Raw genomic sequence first — 16,600 nt, 5'->3', positions numbered from 1 at the left:
TTAATTAAAAGTTTTAAAACGTGTTGCATCATCAATAAATGTTTTTTCGCCCGCTGGTGCTTCGATTGAACCAAATACTAATTGTGCGCGAAGTTTCCAGTCAGCAGGCACATCAAATGTTGCCGCCACTTCTTCATCTACGATTGGATTATAATGTTGTAAAGATGCACCAATACCCGCTTCAGCCAATGCAGTCCAAGTTGCAAATTGTGCAATACCTGTTGAATGCTCAGACCATACTGGGAAATTGTCTGCATATAATGGGAATTGTTCTTGTAAAGCTTTAATCACACTTAAATCTTCATAAAACAACACTGAACCAGCACCAGCGATAAAGCTGTTAATCTTACCCGAAGTTCCTTCAAATGCTTCAGCTGGAACGATTTTACGTAAAGTTTCTAAAACGATTGTCCAGAATTTAACATGTGAATCACCAAATAAAATCACAGCACGAGAAGACTGTGAGTTAAATGAAGATGGGCTATGCTTGATTGCATCTTTGATGATTTCTTCAATTTTCGCTTGGTCTAAGCTTAAATCTCTACCAATTGCATAAATTGTACGGCGTTGTTTGATTTGATTTAAAAATGACATGGTGTTAATCCTTCTATGACCAAATGGGTCGTGTTATTTAACATGGTTTGAGTGTATTGCATCATTCTTAGTTTCGTCATGCTTATATACATAACAATGTGTTCTATATTTAGAACAATATGTGAAATTGGGTCTTTTAAAATGCCATCGTGTTTCTGTAACCCCTTTTTAAGGTACTTTGTACTTTAAAACGATAAGAATATGTCAAATTTCCTATGGGCTTTTCATTACTTATTTTGTGGTAAAAATATGCAAATTTCGACATACGATTCTAGACATAGTATTAAAATACAACTCAATGACATTCTTATAATGCCTTCTTCCAATAACATACTATCAAGAGCCCCAGTCTTAAAAAAATAAAAAACTCCGCATAAAGCGGAGTCTCATTGAAGATAAATAGTTTTCTAAATTACTTATCTGTTTCAAATAATGCTGCGACAAACGATTTTGCAGAGAATGGACGTAAATCATCTATCTTTTCCCCGACACCAATATATCGAATTGGTACATGGGTACGGCTGGCAATATTAAACAACACACCACCCTTTGCAGTTCCATCTAATTTGGTAATGGTTAAACCAGTTAAACCTACAGCTTCATCAAACATTTCAACTTGGTTAATCGCATTTTGACCAGTACCAGCATCCACCACCAACATCACTTCATGTGGCGCAGTTGCATCAATTTTTTGCATAACACGTTTTACTTTGGTCAATTCAGACATCAAGTTACTTTTGTTATGCAAACGCCCTGCTGTATCGGCAATTAAAACATCCACACCTTTGGCACGAGCACTTTCAAAGGCATCAAAAATGACTGAAGCACTATCTGCACCATGGCCTTGAGCCACGACAGCAATATTGTTACGTTCACCCCAGATTTGAAGTTGTTCAGTTGCTGCTGCACGGAAGGTATCTCCTGCTGCAAGCATGACTTTCTTGCCTTCGCCTTGTAAACGTTTGGCTAATTTACCAATCGTGGTTGTTTTACCTACACCATTTACACCCACCACTAAAATCACAAATGGATTTTTATTGGGATCGATATGCAATGGTTTTACACGAGGCGCAAGTAAAGCAACTAGCTCTTCTTGTAGCGCTTTATACAATGAATGTGAGTAAATTAAATCACCACGTTCCGTACGCTCAGTCAAGTTCGTAATAATGGTTTTAGTCGCCTCTACCCCGATATCAGCAACCAAAAGTTGCTCTTCTACCTCTTCAAGCAACTCATCATCAATTTCTTTACCACCAATCAGGATATTAACCATACCATCGGCAAGGCTTTTACGCGATTTGGTCAAACCTTCTTTCATGCGACTAAAAAAGCCACCTTTGGATTTTTCATCAGCTGATTCAATCTGTGCGGCTTGGCTTTCAGTTTGAATAGGTTCCGCTTTAGGTGTTTCTACATTATTTTCAATAATAGGCACATTGACGGCTGGTAAACTAGGTAATGTGACATCGTCATCCCCGATATCCGCATCAATCAAGAATTTATTTTGCTGTTCTTGCATGCCGATTCCTTGAAAAGCATAGCGTTAAAAAAGAATGAGTTTAGCATAGATTGCATCATTTTTAGAGTTAAAGCAGCGATAAAACAAGCAAACCAAAATGCAACATTCTAACCTTGCTTTAAATCATTAATTTTTTAAGAATAGTTCTAAATTTAAAATAATTTTTTGGGTTATCTGTGTATATTCTGAAATCTAGATTCTTTAATCTTCTTAGACAATCCAAAGTTATCATTGCGCCAATCTTCTTTTTATCATTAAGCACGATAAATACTCAACTTCAGGCAGCACCTCAAAGCCAACTTTCAAGGACTACTTTCGAAACCACACTTAAAAATGGTTTAAAAGTGATTATCAGAGAAGATCATCGCTCTCCAATTGTCATGACTCAAATTTGGTATGGTGTTGGCAGTAGTGATGAGTCTGGTAATGTGCTTGGTATTTCCCATGTACTTGAACATATGATGTTTAAAGGAACTAAAAAGGTTCCAGATGATGAGTTTGCACGTTTAAGTCGTATTTATGGTGGCCGCACCAACGCTGCCACATATACAAATTACACCAACTATTATCAGCTTTACCCCAAGAAGTATTTTCCATTGGCTTTGGAACTTGAAGCAGACCGTATGACAAATCTGGTCCTCAAACAACAAGACTTTGATCCTGAAATCAAAGTGGTTATGGAAGAAAGACGCCAACGGACAGATGATAATCCACGAAATCTTGCCTACGAACGCTTTAAATGGATCGCCTATCCAACCAGTCACCACCGTCAACCTGTGATTGGCTTTATGAAAAACCTACAGAATATTCGTCTGGATGATCTTAAACATTGGTATCAAACATGGTACACGCCCAATAATGCGACTTTAGTCATTGTAGGAGATGTCAATGCAGAACAGGCACTTAAACAAGTTGAAAAATATTTTGCAGCAATTCCCAAAAAGGAACTTCCAGACCGTAATGATGTTTTAGAGTTTGACCGAATGGGGTATCGGCATATGGAAGTGCAGTTGCCAGTACAAGTGCCCAACTTATTTATGGCTTGGAATGTCAAATCCATTGCCACAGCAAAAAACCCACAAGATGCCTACGCACTAACCATTATCCAGTCCTTACTGGATGGCGGAATCTCCGCTCGTTTACAAGACCGTCTGATTCGAGATAAGAAAGTGCTGACCGCAATCAGTGTCAGTTATGACCCCTATAATCGTGGCGACAGTTTATTTATGATCTCCGCGATCCCAAGTGATGATGTTTCTCTGGATGAGGCACAAAAAGCGATTGAAAAAGAGATGAATTTATTTAAAACAGAATTGGTCAATCAAACTGAACTCGATCGTGTCAAAAACAACTTTGTTTCAAATTTAATCTATAGTCAGGATGATATTGGTGGACAAGCCAATATGATTGGGAATTTGGAAGTAAATGGCCTAAGTTTTCGTTTAATGGATGAATTACCTAAACATTATGACAAAGTGACACCACAAGATTTACAACGAATTGCCAATATTTATTTTGTCAAAGCCAATCTGAGTAGTTTGTATTTAATGCCTGAAAGTACAAAAGAATAAAAAAGGATCTCTCATGAATTTTAATCCATTCTCGACCTATTCGATAAAAATACCCTTGTTTGTGTTCATCAGCTTACTCTACTCCCCCCTTAACCATGCGGAGGTTGAATTAGACAATCATGATGAAACGGAGGTTGTTTTAGATGATTCAACACTTAAAGCAAATTCGACCTTACAAAGCTTAAAAAATTTAGATAAACATCAACTGTATCAAGCGCCATTTGTTCAAGACCTCTCCAACAACCAAAAAGTCAGGACACTTTTTGTTTCAGCCACCGACCTGCCTATTGTGGATATTCAACTCACCTTTAATGCAGGTTCGTCACAAGATGAAGCACTAGGAAAAGGCTTGTATGGTATGGCAAATATGGCAGCCAAGCTGATCACTGAAGGGACAGATCAATATACAGCAAAACAAATTGCGTCAACATTTGAAGGATTAGGTGCTCAATTTAGTGTTACGGCGTACCGTGATATGTTTGTCGTCCGACTTCGGGTCTTATCAGATCCTGAAAAATTAAACCCTGCCATCAATACCATGCTACATGTGCTGAATCATGCACAATTTAATCCATCGGGTTTAAATCTTGTATTAAACAATACCAAAGTTGGGCAGAAGCAAATTCAAGAAAATCCAAGTCGGATTATGAATATTCGCTTTTATCGTGCTCTGTATGGACAACATCCTTATGCCGAGCCCACTGTTGGCACCAATGGGAGCCTAAAAAAAATTACTCCAGAACTACTTAGAGCGTATCGACAAAAACTGCTTGTTGCCCAAAACATGAATATTGCTATTACTGGTAATTTAACTTCAGCCGATGCAACTCAACTGGCCAATTTAATCAGTCAAAACCTCACCCAAGGTGAAGCTGCACAAGCACTTCCTGAACCACAAGATCAAGATGATTTTAATATCCATTACATCCCGTTTAACTCAACCCAAGCCAACGTAATGATGGGACACTTGGCGATTCAGCGCAGTGATCCAGATCGTGTTGCACTAGAAGTCGCCAATCAAATGTTTGGCGGAAGCGGATTTAATTCCATTTTAATGAAAGAACTTCGAGTTAAACGGGGTTATACCTATGGAGCTTATAGCAATTTGACCTCCACATTGGCTCAAGGTTTCTTCAGCTTGAGTTATTCCACTGAACAAAATCAATTGATGGAGAGTATCAAAGTTACACATCAGGCCTTACGCGATTTTGTAAAAAATCCAATACAAAGAAAACAGCTCGAAGAAACTAAGGAAGGCATGTTACGTTCTTTCCCAATGACCTTCAGCTCCAATGCCAATATCAATGCACAAATCGCATCGATTGGCTTTTATCAACTTCCTGCGGATTATTTAACCCAATATCAAAAGCAATTGAGTCAAGTTACCACCAAACAAGTTCAAAAAGCTATTGAAAAACATCTTCGTGCAGACCGTCTCACTTTGGTTGTTGTTGCACCGATACTGGATCAGAATGCGTTAAAAGACATGTTGAAGGCTGATTTAACCACCCCAGAGCAATCCAGTTCAAATCAACACCAGCAAATGGATACGCATACCATGCCGGATGTCCCGACTTTGATCATTCAAAAAACTATTCGTACGCAAGCTGGATCAGTCAAATAAATATTATCCATTATTGCGGATCTTTACTATCCACAGCTGGATATCGTTTTACTTGTTGATTTTCAAAATGGTAGGCACGTAATAGACGTAAATATTCAACCACATAAATACGATCTTGGCTGCGTAATTGATTGGCAATCTTTTGTGTCTTTGGATTGCTTGCTTGTTGTGAATATTGCAAAACATATTTGTATTGATTTGGATTAATTGGGCGTGTTAAAGCCAGTATTGCAAGAAAAATCATCAATGCGATGATTACAGCAACAAAACAATTCAAGATTTTTTCCACAGGGAATGAATAGAATAATTTTTGAAAATAATCTTTGAATTTTTGCATGAACTACCTCTAATTACAGATAGTTTATCATCCTGACCATAAAAATATAGGGCTTTCTTCAAGACATCTGAAGATCGGTTGTAAGATGATCTTTAAGATCAAAATTGATAGATAGTACGACAGCGCTTAATAATCCCAGCATAGATATCATAGCGTGTAGAGATGAAAGTTTAAGCCCTCTTCTCATATTCAAGAAAAGGGCTTGAGTAAAGTTAAGCAACTCGTGAATCACTTCAATATTAGTACCAATTAAAGGATCGTTGCACGTAAGAATGCGAAATACAAAATAATCGCGATAATTGCCAATGCAATGCTGACAGCAAAGATACTCACTCCACCCTCTGCATGCGCAGGGTGCAAATCATCATCATCAGCAAGACGCCTCAATTCGCCATCATAGATTCGGTAAAAACCTGCTTTTTGCACTGGATTTAAGTTTCGGGTATAATCGTACACGCGTTTACGCTGGGCTAAACAATAATCCCCAAGATGGATTTCTTGATGATAAATTGCCTCATCCAGTTGTTTACGGTGATACTGAGCTAATTCTACGATCTGAGACTCAGCAGCGGGTACATCAAAAATAAAGCCATCTATAGTGTTTGTCATTTTGCTCTCCCTTTGTCTTAATTCTCATATTGATTTTAATAAATATTATTTCTGATTAATGTTTAATCATGTAATCTTATCTTCGTCAAGCATAGATTTCAAATCACTTGACAAACAAGGCTAATTGTAATATTAGTTTAATAAAGTTAAGTTAGATTAGTTAAGTATAAGCTCCGTTGGGGAGCTATGTTAAAAGATCATAATTACAATAAGGAGTTATATATGATTCATCAGATCTCTCACCAAGACTTAGAACATGTTTATGCAGATGCTGTAAATACAATCCAATGTGAAATGAACTTTGTAGAAGCAGTAAAAGCATTAGAAGATGCGGCGAAGGCTGGCCATGGTAAAGCAGCAATGTTTCTTGCAGAACTTTACTACCAAGGTTTCCGCGTTGAACGTGATTCTCTAAAAGCCCAATATTGGCAAAAGATGGCAACCATGCAAGCATAATAAAACGTCACTTAGGTGGCGTTTTTTTTGCCCTATCATTTTTATTTTTTAATAAATCATTACGTTTTCAATACATTTTTTATTGTTTTAATAAATGCTTACGATTGAGCATAAAGCACCAACAGTTCTTATAAGAATTTCAACTACAATAGGCAATGTACTAAATAAGATTATTAATTATGAAAAAGTATATTCATCTTCAGCCCATTTCGAATGAATTGTTTATTAAAATTTCTATTTTAAAATCACTCATGTATTGTGGTGTACTTTGGGGACTTTACCATGATGGCTGGGCAATGAAGTCTGGTTCAAATGAAGTTTATTTTCCTTTTTGGCTAAATGCTGTTCAAGCCCATCAGTATGCAAAGATTCATTGGCCCCACTACACCCCACGTAGAATAACACCTAAAGATTTTAGAGACTCGCTGTTACCCACGTTAACACGGCTCAATATCATGCCAGCATTGTTTAATTCTTCATCTCGAAAATTTAAACTCTCAACGTCTCAAATGGAACATTTCTTTTTTCATAGTCATGTTCAATTTCAAACGACTTAAAGGCGAAGATATATTTTTATCGGTTTAAAATTGTTGTAAAAAATAAACTTTATATTTTATGACTGCCAAGTATTTGCAAAGTTAAAAAATACAGTTAATTTAAAGGTGTGCAGATTGGTAAGTACCCTAGAAAAGGAAGAATAATTATGACGACAGTAGCACAAGTAATCCAAGATAAGATTGGTCGTGAAATTTATACGATTTCACCCTCTGCCACAGTATTAGAAGCCATTACACTTATGGCAAACAAAGGTATTGGTGCTGTGGTTGTCACTCAAGATACAAAGGTCGTTGGAATTCTTTCTGAACGCGACTATACACGTAAAATTGCGCTTATGCAGCGTACATCTGACCATACAACAGTCGCTGAAATTATGACCTCTAGAGTGATTTCTGTGACCCGTGGCCATACCGTTGAAGAATGTTTAAATTTAATGACTGACGGACACCTACGCCATTTACCTGTAATTGAAGGCGAAACACTGGTTGGGTTTGTTTCTATTGGCGATTTAGTCAAAGCTACGATGGAAGATCAAAGAAAATTGATTGAACAGTTAAGACAATATATTTCAGGTTAAGTTAAATTATAAAAATACAACCCTCCCTCCATGTGGAGGGTTTTTTCTTGTGCTTAGAAAACTAACAGCTAAGTTATAATCAAAACTGCCTATTTATTCAAACAAATGACTTCCATCAAGTCATTGATCAGAAATGAAGCACATTTTTTGTATGGACTTTTAAAAACTGTTGGGGGATCAATTCATTTTTGGTATTTTTGAACCCTAGATGGTTATCCTTCTAAGGGGCGACTAGGATGTTTCCGTTGAGGGACCTAAAGGACGTACCCCTCGCCTAACATCAGCAGAAACAAAACACTACTTGGTTTGCAGCGCAAAGTTTAGCAACTCCTACGAAAAGTGAGGCATCGCCTACGCAAAGGCATTTAAGCTTTGAATGTATGGTGTGGCATTGCAAGCGTGTTTATATTCAAATAAATTATTTTTCTCATGCAATTGATTTATTTGAATATTAATTAATAGAAATTCTACTCTTATGTCTGAGTTTTTTACAGATTAGCTATAAAATATCAAATTTTTTTATTTTAATATATTACAAATAATCATCTATTTTGAGTTGCATGTCTTTAATTAATATAGCTATAAACAATTTACTTCATTAAGTAGAAGCTAAACCTGAATTTCAAATTTAACGACAAAATAAAAACCTAGCCAATGCTAGGTTTTTAGATCAAATCAATTTTTAATCAGTTTAGATTTAACTTTCCAGCAACATAGTCGGCATCTTTGTCACCACGTCCAGAAAGGTTTACAACAATTTTAATTTCTTTCGCTAATTTAGGCGCTTCGCGAATTGCCCACGCCACAGCATGAGAACTTTCTAATGCAGGAACAATCCCTTCTATTCGTGAAAGGGTCATAAACGCATCTAAACACTCTTGATCGGTTGCTGTAGAGTAATCCACGCGGCCTAAATCTTTTAAAAAGCTATGTTGAGGGCCTACACCTGGATAATCTAAACCAGATGCAATCGAGTGCACAGGCAAGGGTTCGCCCTGTTCATCTTCAAGCACATAACATGCCATACCATGAATCTGACTTGGTTTACCTAAAGTCAATGTTGCTGAATGCTGTTGAGTATCCAGACCATGACCTGCTGGTTCCACACCAACAAGTTTAACCTCTGCATCATTTAAAAATGCAGTGAATGCGCCAATTGCATTTGAGCCACCGCCTACACATGCAACTACATAATCAGGTTGTGCGCCAAAGCGATCTTGGGCTTGAACTTTAATTTCATTGCCAATAATAGATTGGAAATCACGTACCATTTTTGGGAAAGGATGCGGTCCAACCACAGAACCAATCGCATAAATAAAGTTTTTAGGATCTTTTAAATACTCTTCAAATGCACTATCTACAGCATCTTTGAGTGTTGCAGTACCTTGAGTGACTGAAACCAGTTTTGCACCTAAAATCTTCATTTTCACGACATTGGGATGCTCTTTTTCAATATCCACCTGTCCCATATGAATTTCACATGGAATACCGACCAAAGCACACGCTGTTGCAAGTGCAACGCCATGTTGACCAGCACCTGTTTCTGCGATTACTTTGGTTTTACCCATATATTTGGCAAGCAAAGCTTCGCCCAAACAATGGTTAATTTTATGTGCGCCTGTATGATTTAAGTCTTCACGCTTTAAATAGATTTGTGCACCACCCAATTGATCAGAAAGGCGTCTTGCATGGTATAAAGGACTAGGACGACCTACATAATTGGCAAATAAATCAGCCAATTCATTTTGAAATTCAGGCGTTTTACGAATTTCTTCATATGCAATATTGATTTCATCCATTGCTTCTTTTAAATGAGGTGGAATAAATTGACCACCATATTCACCAAAAAAGCCTTGTTCATTTGGTAATGCAATACCATTTATTTGATGATCCATTTCTTTCCCTATTTAATAAATTAGCTGTTGAATTTATGAATAACAACTTTGCTTGAGAATAATTTATCGTGACAAATATTTCGTCATATCCTCAATACCTTTAAGGGTCATTGGAAACATATGATCGTCGAATAATTGTTTAATAAGTGCGATGGTTTGCGTGTAATGCCAGTAACCTTGCTCTTCTGGATTTAACCATGCTGTTTTTTCAAAATGATTGCGTAAGCGACGTAACCATACATCCCCAGCTTCATCATTCATATATTCGACAGAACCACCAACCGATTTCAGCTCATAAGGTGCCATACTTGCATCACCTACCACAATTACACGATAGTCTTTCCCGTAGGTATTAAATAAATCCCATGTATTCATGCGGGTAGACGAACGACGATGATTATCTTTCCACACATAGTCATATAGACAGTTATGGAAATAGAAATACTCTAAAGTTTTAAATTCAGTTTTTGCCGCGCTAAACAGTTTTTCACATTGCGCAATGTGTGAATCCATCGATCCACCCACATCAAACAACATCAAAACTTTAATACGGTTACGCCGTTCAGGCACCATTTGTACATCTAGAATGCCCTGTTTGGCAGTTTCATAAATAGTGCTGTTAATATCTAATTCTTCTGCAGCACCTTGACGAGCAAACTTACGTAAACGACGTAAAGCCATTTGCATTTGTCGAGTACCCAAAATTTGTTCATCATCCAAATTTTGAAACTTACGCTGTTCCCAAACTTTTACAGCTGAATTTTTACGACTCGGGCCGCCAATTCTCACGCCTTCAGGATGGTCACCAAAAGCACCGAACGGTGAAGTTCCACCTGTGCCAACCATACGGTTGCCGCCTTGATGTTTTTTGTGTTGTTCACGCAAGCGCTCTTCCAACATCTTCATCAGTTCTTCAAGCGAACCTGCTTTCAGCAATTCAGCACGTTGTTCTGGTGTTAAATGTTTTTCAAGTAACTCTAAATCAAACCAGTCTTTGGGAAGTTTTTGAACTTTACTGAGCAGATCATCGATATCAAAAGTATGAATACCTTCAAAATAATCTTTCATGGCACGGTCAAATTTGTCAAAGAAGCGTTCATCTTTGACCATGACTGTTTTTACTAATTGATAAAAATCATCTTGATCGGCAAAAACTAATCCTTCACTAATTGCTTGGTTGAGATCAATGAGTTCACGTGTTGAAACTGGAACACCATATTTCCTGAGGGTATAAAATAATCGCACAAACATGTTGCGATCTCCTCATTAACGACGTGACATAAAGGCTAAGCGTTCAAGCAACTGTACATCTTGCTCATTTTTAATCAATGCGCCATATAAAGGTGGAATCGCTTTTGATTTATCATGATTACGCAAAATGTCTTCAGGCATATCATCTGCCATTAACAAGCTTAACCAGTCAATTAATTCAGATGTTGAAGGAGGTTTCTTTAAGCCAGGCACTTGGCGTAATTTAAAGAAGACTTGTAATGCTTCTGAAACCAGTGTTCCGGAGATATCAGGAAAATGAACTGCGATAATTTCACGCATCGTTTCTTCATCAGGAAATTCAATATAATGGAAAAAACAACGACGTAAAAACGCGTCTGGCAGTTCTTTTTCATTATTTGAAGTAATGATCACAATCGGACGTTGAGTTGCAGTAATGGTCTCACCTGTTTCATAGACAAAAAATGACATTTTGTCTAATTCATGTAGCAAGTCATTTGGAAATTCAATATCGGCTTTGTCTATTTCATCAATCAACAATACACAGCGCTCTTCGCTGGTAAATGCATCCCACAACTTACCTGGTTTGATGTAGTTTTTAATATCGTAAACACGGTCATCACCCAACTGGCTATCACGTAAACGAGAAACTGCATCATATTCATACAAACCTTGCTGTGCTTTGGTTGTAGATTTAATATGCCAAGTAATTAATTTAAGGCCTAGACTCTCAGCAACTTGTTCAGCCAATAAGGTTTTACCTGTACCAGGTTCGCCTTTGACTAATAATGGCTTTTGCAATGCTCGAGCTGCTTTTACAGCCAGTTTTAAACTATCCGTTGCGATATACTGTTCAGTACCTGTGAATTGTTGAGAATCTACAGACATAACTTACCTTTATTTTTTATTTAAAGTGGTGAAATATTTTTTGCTACAGCGCTTGCTTGGGCATTTTTCGTAGTTTTGTATTTAGACCAAAAAAATCCAATGACTAAACCAATACCCATAACAAATGTAATTAAGGCAAGATTTGACCAAATCAATGGTGAATCCTTGGTAAGAATACCAAATAACAGTCCAAAAATTGCTGGCGCAATCGCTGAGTTTGGTCCTTCAGAAATGGTCGGGGTTGCTAGAACGGCAAATACAATGATCCATGTAATACCGCCAAGTGGCGATGGCAATCGCTTTGAAATCGAATACCAGCACCATAAAATCAACAGCGTCCCAAGAATATAGACGGATATTGCAATATTATCTTCTGGGATAGAATCAAATAGATCTAAAAAATTTGCCCATATTCCTGATAACTGATCAAGCACCACGTAGTCCCTCTGGTTCAACCGCATTTGGGTTAATTAAACCTTCTGGCGGCATTTGAATAAAGAAGCCTTTTGTATTAAGTGAATCGATTACATGTAACACATTTACACGTGCCAATGGTCTAGTTTCACTTAGTTCAAGATGCATTATATGCGTAGCCCGACCAAAGGCAATACGTAGAGGCTCAGAAAGAGCCGCTAAGGGATCTGCACTTTCATCTTTATTTGGATGATTTGGACGAGCCACATAAAGATACATTTCATCTTTTTTGCTCGATTTATAAATATCACAATGCATTTTAAACAACAGCTTCAGTAAAACTTAGTTGACAGCATACATGAAAAAAACAATGGAGACATTATCGAAAGTTAACGCATCAGTCGTTATTTAGGTTCAATTGCTAATTCTTTGATCAATAGTAACGCAATAGTCTTGAAGATTATTCCCCTAAACAATAGCTCAAAAGAACCAGTTCCAATCACTCATTTACTTTCATCTGCATACTTAAAAATTTAATATCTTCTTGTAGTAAATGGATAAGCGGCTGAGTGAGCAATTCATAGCGCCATCCCAGTAAATACCCAGGTAAATCTTGCTCATTACCATGAAATACCACATGATGATACAAGGCATTCAGCCATTTTTTACGCATAAGTACTTCTTTGGGTACTTGCATTTCAAATGAAACCTGAGAAATCAACTCATCTACTTCAACCGTGATTCCCTGAGATGAATGTTTGATTGGGCGAGCAATACGAAGTGGCCACTCATCTGTTTCAGGCAGGAATTTCAATAAATCTAAAATTGTTTTTCCATGCTCACGAACAATATTGGGACGTATCCCCTTAACAGAAGACAATTGAAAATTATTTTTTGGATTGACTTCAACTAAATCAATCATTGTGGCACTTTTGAGAATAAAGCTACGCGGTTGATTCAGTGCTTTAACCATTTCTTCACGCCAAACACTCAACTGTTGCAATTGCATTAGCTGTTTTCTGGAATGACGGTAATTACCAATATCACAATACAATTTGTCTTTCGGGGTTTCAGAAGCAATTTCAAAGGTCAAATTTTGGCAATCTTCAAGCACATGCGAGTATAAACTTTTTTCGACCAATTCAGCTTTTACTTTTTCAGCCAGACGCATAATGTATAAAACATCATTAGCAGCATAATTCATTTGCTCATCCGTTAGTGGTCGAGCCAACCAATCTGAACGTGTCTGATCTTTATCAATATCGATATCTAAGACTAATTTCAAAGCATTTTGATAACTGACTTGTAGACCATGGCCTAAAAAAGACAGCCCAACTTGCGTATCGAACACATTATTCAGGTTTTTTTTATCTGCATAATGATAAATTAAATCAATATCTTCCCCACAGGCATGAAAAACATTTTGCTGTGCTTTAAAAAGCTCAAACCAAAATTGATCTAAATTTAGAGTTGTACCGTCGAGCAAGAATACTTGACCATTGACATTAATTTGGAATACACCGAGTTTTGGCCAAAGTGTGTCGACTTTAATAAATTCAGTATCTAGACCATAAGTCGAAGTATGTTGCATCAAATTCAACACATGTTCGAGATCGGTCTGTTGATTAATAAATTGAAACATGTCAGTTTAAGTCAAAATGTTACATTCAAATGAAATATGATTTTACCTTAATATATAAAATTTAAATATAATATTTTTAAACTAATTCTCCGTAAACACCTTATTTTTCAATAAAGTTTCTTGTGAATATTTATTTTATATATAGGTTTTACAACTTAATAAAAGCATATTTTAAAGTAATAAATAACCAGGCTAATCATTGATTTAGCTTGAGTGTACATAAAAAATTTAGAATGAATGTAAATAATTTTTAAATTAAACAGAGTTTGTTGATCTTTTAATCGTTATCGCATTTGCGCTAAACATCCAAGCCCAACAAACTCTAAATGCTACAAAACCTAAGATCACTATTTCATTTGCATACGATTATGAACAGCCTGACTTAATGTATGACTATCCACATATTCCAATTCACCACCTTGTGGAACACCTTGTGCGATTCGTGTCATTTGCAAAGACAAATGTTTTGTTGCTTCTACAAGATAATGTGCAGTCGCTTGCCCTTCTACAGTTGCATTGGTGGCTAAAATTACTTCAGTAATTTTACCATCAGTTAAACGTTGCACTAAATATGGAATACCTATCTCTTCAGGACCAATACCATCTAAAGGCGACAAATGTCCACCAAGTACATGATATTTTCCTCTAAAGCTACCAGACTGCTCTATTGCCATCACATCTGCTGGGGACTCAACCACACAAAGCAGTTGATCATCCCGATCATTTGAGCAACAAATATCACAGACTTCATTTTCAGTTAAAGAATGACAAACACTACACTCATGAATATAAGAGGTTGCTTCATTTAGCGCATGCGCCAAACCAATAGCACCTTCTTTATTTTTCATGATCAAATGGAGTGCCATACGTTGAGCCGATTTCGGCCCAACACTAGGTAAGATTCGTAAAGCTTGTACGAGTTGGTCAAAACGGTCGCTAAACACCTATGATTCCTTAGAACAAACCTGAAAGACCTGGTGGTAAACCCATACCTGAATTAGCTTCTTTCATCTTCGCTTCTGTAATAACTTCAGCTTGGCGAGCCGCGTCATTCATTGCTGCTGCTATCAAGTCTTCAATCATATCTGGATCGTCTTGTAACAAATCTGGACTGATTTCGATACGCTTAACAACATTCCGGCAAGTCATTGTTACTTTTACTAAACCGCCACCAGCTTCAGCATTCACTTCAGTTTGGGCAAGTTGTTCTTTTGCCTTTTTAACGTTGCTTTCCATATCTTTCTGCATACGTTGCGCTTGCTGCATAAGCATATTAATGTTCATAAAATACTCCGAACAAAAGTCCTAAATTAAATCTCTGTCTTGCACTTTCATGACTAGTTTTTTTAAATGCCTAGAAGAAAATGAAACAAACTCTTTCACAAATTATGCTTATCTTAAATTAAATCTAATCCATGAGAAAGGTCACGAATAATATCATCGACATCTTCTAAACCAACAGACAAACGGATTAAACCTTCACGAATACCCGCTGCTGCTTTAGCTTCAGGAGAAAGCTTACCATGAGTCGTTGTCGCAGGATGAGTAATTGTTGACTTAGCATCACCCAGATTGCCTGTAATTGAGATAAATTGTGTGTGGTCAATAACTTTCCATGCACCTTCTCGCTCACCTTTCACTTCAAAAGAAACGATTCCGCCAAAACCAGTTTGTTGTTTGGCTGCTAACTCATGCCCAACATGGTCTGCTAATCCAGCAAAATAAACCTTTTCCACTTTTGGATGAGCAACTAGCCACTCGGCAATTTTTTGTGCACTTTCAGAATGCGCTTTCATGCGTAGTTTTAAGGTTTCTAAACCCTTCAAAAAGACCCATGCATTGAATGGACTCATCGATGGGCCAGCGGTACGAACATAACCAAATACTTCTTCAAGTAATTTGTGATTTCCGACCACAGCCCCACCCAGTGCACGACCTTGTCCATCTAGATATTTGGTGGCAGAGTAAATCACTAAATCTGCACCAAATTGTAATGGGCGCTGTAAAATTGGTGTGCAAAAACTGTTATCGATAGCCAATAAAGCATCATTTGCATGTGCTAAATCTGATAGTGCTTGAATATCAGCGACTTCAGCCAAGGGATTTGAAGGTGACTCAACAAACAGTAAGCGAGTTTCAGGACGAACCGCGTCTTGCCAAGCTGTTAAATCAGTTAAATCAACAAAAGTCACTGCGACATTAAATTTGGCGACATATTTTTCAAATAATGCAACAGTAGAACCAAAAACAGCACGCGAACAAATCACATGATCACCTGCTTTTAAGAACGACATTGCAACTGCCATAATGGCAGCCATACCCGAACTTGTTGCCACAGCCCGTTCACCACCTTCGAGTGCAGCTAAACGCGTTTCAAACATTGCTACTGTTGGATTGGTAAAACGTGAATAAATATTGCCTGGTTCAGCACCAGAGAATTTTGCTGCTGCTTCCGCTGCATTTTCATACACAAATGACGAAGTGAGGAAAATCGGCTCACTATGTTCACCTTCAAAACTGCGTGTATGACCTGTACGAATCGCTAAAGTATCAAGTTGGTATTCAATGTCGTCGTGCTGGCTCATTTCAACTACTCAGTCCAAAAACTGCCTTTGTAAAATATTGCCAACATTTTGAGCGTCCTATGTATTTAAGGTCAAGGTAAAATCGTAAATTATCACATACA

General features: G+C 37.3%; 18 protein-coding genes. 5 read left to right on the top strand and 13 right to left on the bottom strand.

The features are described from left to right. Both AC4CVF_RS06090 and ftsY read right to left on the bottom strand, forming a co-directional pair. Nucleotides 1-594, bottom strand: a complete 594-nt coding sequence (locus tag AC4CVF_RS06090; protein ID WP_004719619.1) for a nitroreductase family protein — start codon at nt 592-594, stop codon at nt 1-3. A gap of 412 nt (nt 595-1,006) precedes the next feature. Continuing rightward, nucleotides 1,007-2,113: a signal recognition particle-docking protein FtsY gene (gene ftsY / locus AC4CVF_RS06085; RefSeq protein WP_336950744.1), complete on the bottom strand. Its 1,107-nt coding sequence runs from the start codon at nt 2,111-2,113 to the stop codon at nt 1,007-1,009. 176 nt (nt 2,114-2,289) lie between these two features. Between ftsY and AC4CVF_RS06080 the strand changes: the two genes are divergently transcribed. Then, nucleotides 2,290-3,684, top strand: a complete 1,395-nt coding sequence (locus tag AC4CVF_RS06080; protein ID WP_419359963.1) for a M16 family metallopeptidase — start codon at nt 2,290-2,292, stop codon at nt 3,682-3,684. Between the two features lie 13 nt (nt 3,685-3,697). Beyond that, nucleotides 3,698-5,308: a M16 family metallopeptidase gene (locus AC4CVF_RS06075; protein WP_490789085.1), complete on the top strand. Its 1,611-nt coding sequence runs from the start codon at nt 3,698-3,700 to the stop codon at nt 5,306-5,308. 10 nt (nt 5,309-5,318) lie between these two features. On the opposite strand, the gene AC4CVF_RS06070 is transcribed toward AC4CVF_RS06075, so the two are convergent. Next, on the bottom strand, nt 5,319-5,645 hold the full coding sequence (locus AC4CVF_RS06070; RefSeq protein WP_336950742.1) for a hypothetical protein: 327 nt from the start codon (nt 5,643-5,645) through the stop codon (nt 5,319-5,321). Nucleotides 5,646-5,894: 249 nt separating this feature from the next. After that, nucleotides 5,895-6,254 carry a hypothetical protein gene (locus tag AC4CVF_RS06065; protein ID WP_004822225.1) on the bottom strand — a complete coding sequence of 120 codons (360 nt, stop codon included), beginning with the start codon at nt 6,252-6,254 and terminating at the stop codon, nt 5,895-5,897. A 222-nt stretch (nt 6,255-6,476) separates the two neighbouring features. Between AC4CVF_RS06065 and AC4CVF_RS06060 the strand changes: the two genes are divergently transcribed. From AC4CVF_RS06060 to AC4CVF_RS06050, 3 genes are all read left to right on the top strand, one after another. Then, the gene (locus AC4CVF_RS06060; protein WP_004719607.1) at nt 6,477-6,710 is read left to right on the top strand and encodes a hypothetical protein; all 234 of its coding nucleotides are present in this window, start codon (nt 6,477-6,479) and stop codon (nt 6,708-6,710) included. A 179-nt stretch (nt 6,711-6,889) separates the two neighbouring features. Then, entirely contained in the window at nt 6,890-7,267 is a 378-nt protein-coding gene (locus AC4CVF_RS06055; RefSeq protein ID WP_336950740.1) for a DUF2750 domain-containing protein, read from the top strand. Between the two features lie 146 nt (nt 7,268-7,413). Next, complete coding sequence (locus AC4CVF_RS06050; protein WP_004822228.1) at nt 7,414-7,845, top strand: CBS domain-containing protein; 432 nt, start codon at nt 7,414-7,416, stop codon at nt 7,843-7,845. 686 nt (nt 7,846-8,531) lie between these two features. On the opposite strand, the gene trpB is transcribed toward AC4CVF_RS06050, so the two are convergent. The 9 genes from trpB to AC4CVF_RS06005 form a co-directional block, all read right to left on the bottom strand. Further along, nucleotides 8,532-9,740: a tryptophan synthase subunit beta gene (gene trpB, locus AC4CVF_RS06045; protein WP_336950739.1), complete on the bottom strand. Its 1,209-nt coding sequence runs from the start codon at nt 9,738-9,740 to the stop codon at nt 8,532-8,534. Between the two features lie 63 nt (nt 9,741-9,803). After that, entirely contained in the window at nt 9,804-10,991 is a 1,188-nt protein-coding gene (locus tag AC4CVF_RS06040; RefSeq protein ID WP_336950738.1) for a vWA domain-containing protein, read from the bottom strand. A 15-nt stretch (nt 10,992-11,006) separates the two neighbouring features. Next, nucleotides 11,007-11,858 carry an AAA family ATPase gene (locus AC4CVF_RS06035; protein ID WP_336950737.1) on the bottom strand — a complete coding sequence of 284 codons (852 nt, stop codon included), beginning with the start codon at nt 11,856-11,858 and terminating at the stop codon, nt 11,007-11,009. A gap of 20 nt (nt 11,859-11,878) precedes the next feature. Then, entirely contained in the window at nt 11,879-12,292 is a 414-nt protein-coding gene (locus AC4CVF_RS06030; RefSeq protein WP_419359960.1) for a hypothetical protein, read from the bottom strand. Further along, the gene (locus tag AC4CVF_RS06025; RefSeq protein ID WP_490789084.1) at nt 12,285-12,590 is read right to left on the bottom strand and encodes a YcgL domain-containing protein; all 306 of its coding nucleotides are present in this window, start codon (nt 12,588-12,590) and stop codon (nt 12,285-12,287) included. Before AC4CVF_RS06025 ends, AC4CVF_RS06030 begins: the two co-directional genes overlap by 8 nt. 181 nt (nt 12,591-12,771) lie before the next feature. Then, nucleotides 12,772-13,914 carry a ribonuclease D gene (locus tag AC4CVF_RS06020; protein WP_336950734.1) on the bottom strand — a complete coding sequence of 381 codons (1,143 nt, stop codon included), beginning with the start codon at nt 13,912-13,914 and terminating at the stop codon, nt 12,772-12,774. A 347-nt stretch (nt 13,915-14,261) separates the two neighbouring features. Next, on the bottom strand, nt 14,262-14,858 hold the full coding sequence (gene recR / locus AC4CVF_RS06015) for a recombination mediator RecR (protein WP_419359958.1): 597 nt from the start codon (nt 14,856-14,858) through the stop codon (nt 14,262-14,264). 10 nt (nt 14,859-14,868) lie between these two features. After that, on the bottom strand, nt 14,869-15,198 hold the full coding sequence (locus tag AC4CVF_RS06010) for a YbaB/EbfC family nucleoid-associated protein (protein ID WP_004719585.1): 330 nt from the start codon (nt 15,196-15,198) through the stop codon (nt 14,869-14,871). A 113-nt stretch (nt 15,199-15,311) separates the two neighbouring features. Next, nucleotides 15,312-16,499 carry an O-succinylhomoserine sulfhydrylase gene (locus AC4CVF_RS06005; protein ID WP_336950732.1) on the bottom strand — a complete coding sequence of 396 codons (1,188 nt, stop codon included), beginning with the start codon at nt 16,497-16,499 and terminating at the stop codon, nt 15,312-15,314. Between the last annotated feature and the right edge of the window lie 101 nt (nt 16,500-16,600).

This window comes from Acinetobacter sp. LipI_19, assembly GCF_058242925.1.
The sequence above is the reverse complement of the archived record's forward strand: the minus strand, read 5'-3'. Positions and strand labels throughout refer to the sequence as shown.

Coding starts and splice junctions, on each gene's coding strand:
- AC4CVF_RS06020 (WP_336950734.1), bottom strand. CDS start 13,914: ATGTTTCAATTTATTAATCAACAGACCGATCTCGAACATGTGTTGAAT.
- AC4CVF_RS06010 (WP_004719585.1), bottom strand. CDS start 15,198: ATGAACATTAATATGCTTATGCAGCAAGCGCAACGTATGCAGAAAGAT.
- AC4CVF_RS06070 (WP_336950742.1), bottom strand. CDS start 5,645: ATGCAAAAATTCAAAGATTATTTTCAAAAATTATTCTATTCATTCCCT.
- AC4CVF_RS06055 (WP_336950740.1), top strand. CDS start 6,890: ATGAAAAAGTATATTCATCTTCAGCCCATTTCGAATGAATTGTTTATT.
- trpB (WP_336950739.1), bottom strand. CDS start 9,740: ATGGATCATCAAATAAATGGTATTGCATTACCAAATGAACAAGGCTTT.
- AC4CVF_RS06090 (WP_004719619.1), bottom strand. CDS start 594: ATGTCATTTTTAAATCAAATCAAACAACGCCGTACAATTTATGCAATT.
- AC4CVF_RS06065 (WP_004822225.1), bottom strand. CDS start 6,254: ATGACAAACACTATAGATGGCTTTATTTTTGATGTACCCGCTGCTGAG.
- AC4CVF_RS06005 (WP_336950732.1), bottom strand. CDS start 16,499: ATGAGCCAGCACGACGACATTGAATACCAACTTGATACTTTAGCGATT.
- AC4CVF_RS06060 (WP_004719607.1), top strand. CDS start 6,477: ATGATTCATCAGATCTCTCACCAAGACTTAGAACATGTTTATGCAGAT.
- ftsY (WP_336950744.1), bottom strand. CDS start 2,113: ATGCAAGAACAGCAAAATAAATTCTTGATTGATGCGGATATCGGGGAT.
- AC4CVF_RS06025 (WP_490789084.1), bottom strand. CDS start 12,590: ATGCATTGTGATATTTATAAATCGAGCAAAAAAGATGAAATGTATCTT.
- AC4CVF_RS06035 (WP_336950737.1), bottom strand. CDS start 11,858: ATGTCTGTAGATTCTCAACAATTCACAGGTACTGAACAGTATATCGCA.
- AC4CVF_RS06050 (WP_004822228.1), top strand. CDS start 7,414: ATGACGACAGTAGCACAAGTAATCCAAGATAAGATTGGTCGTGAAATT.
- AC4CVF_RS06075 (WP_490789085.1), top strand. CDS start 3,698: ATGAATTTTAATCCATTCTCGACCTATTCGATAAAAATACCCTTGTTT.
- AC4CVF_RS06040 (WP_336950738.1), bottom strand. CDS start 10,991: ATGTTTGTGCGATTATTTTATACCCTCAGGAAATATGGTGTTCCAGTT.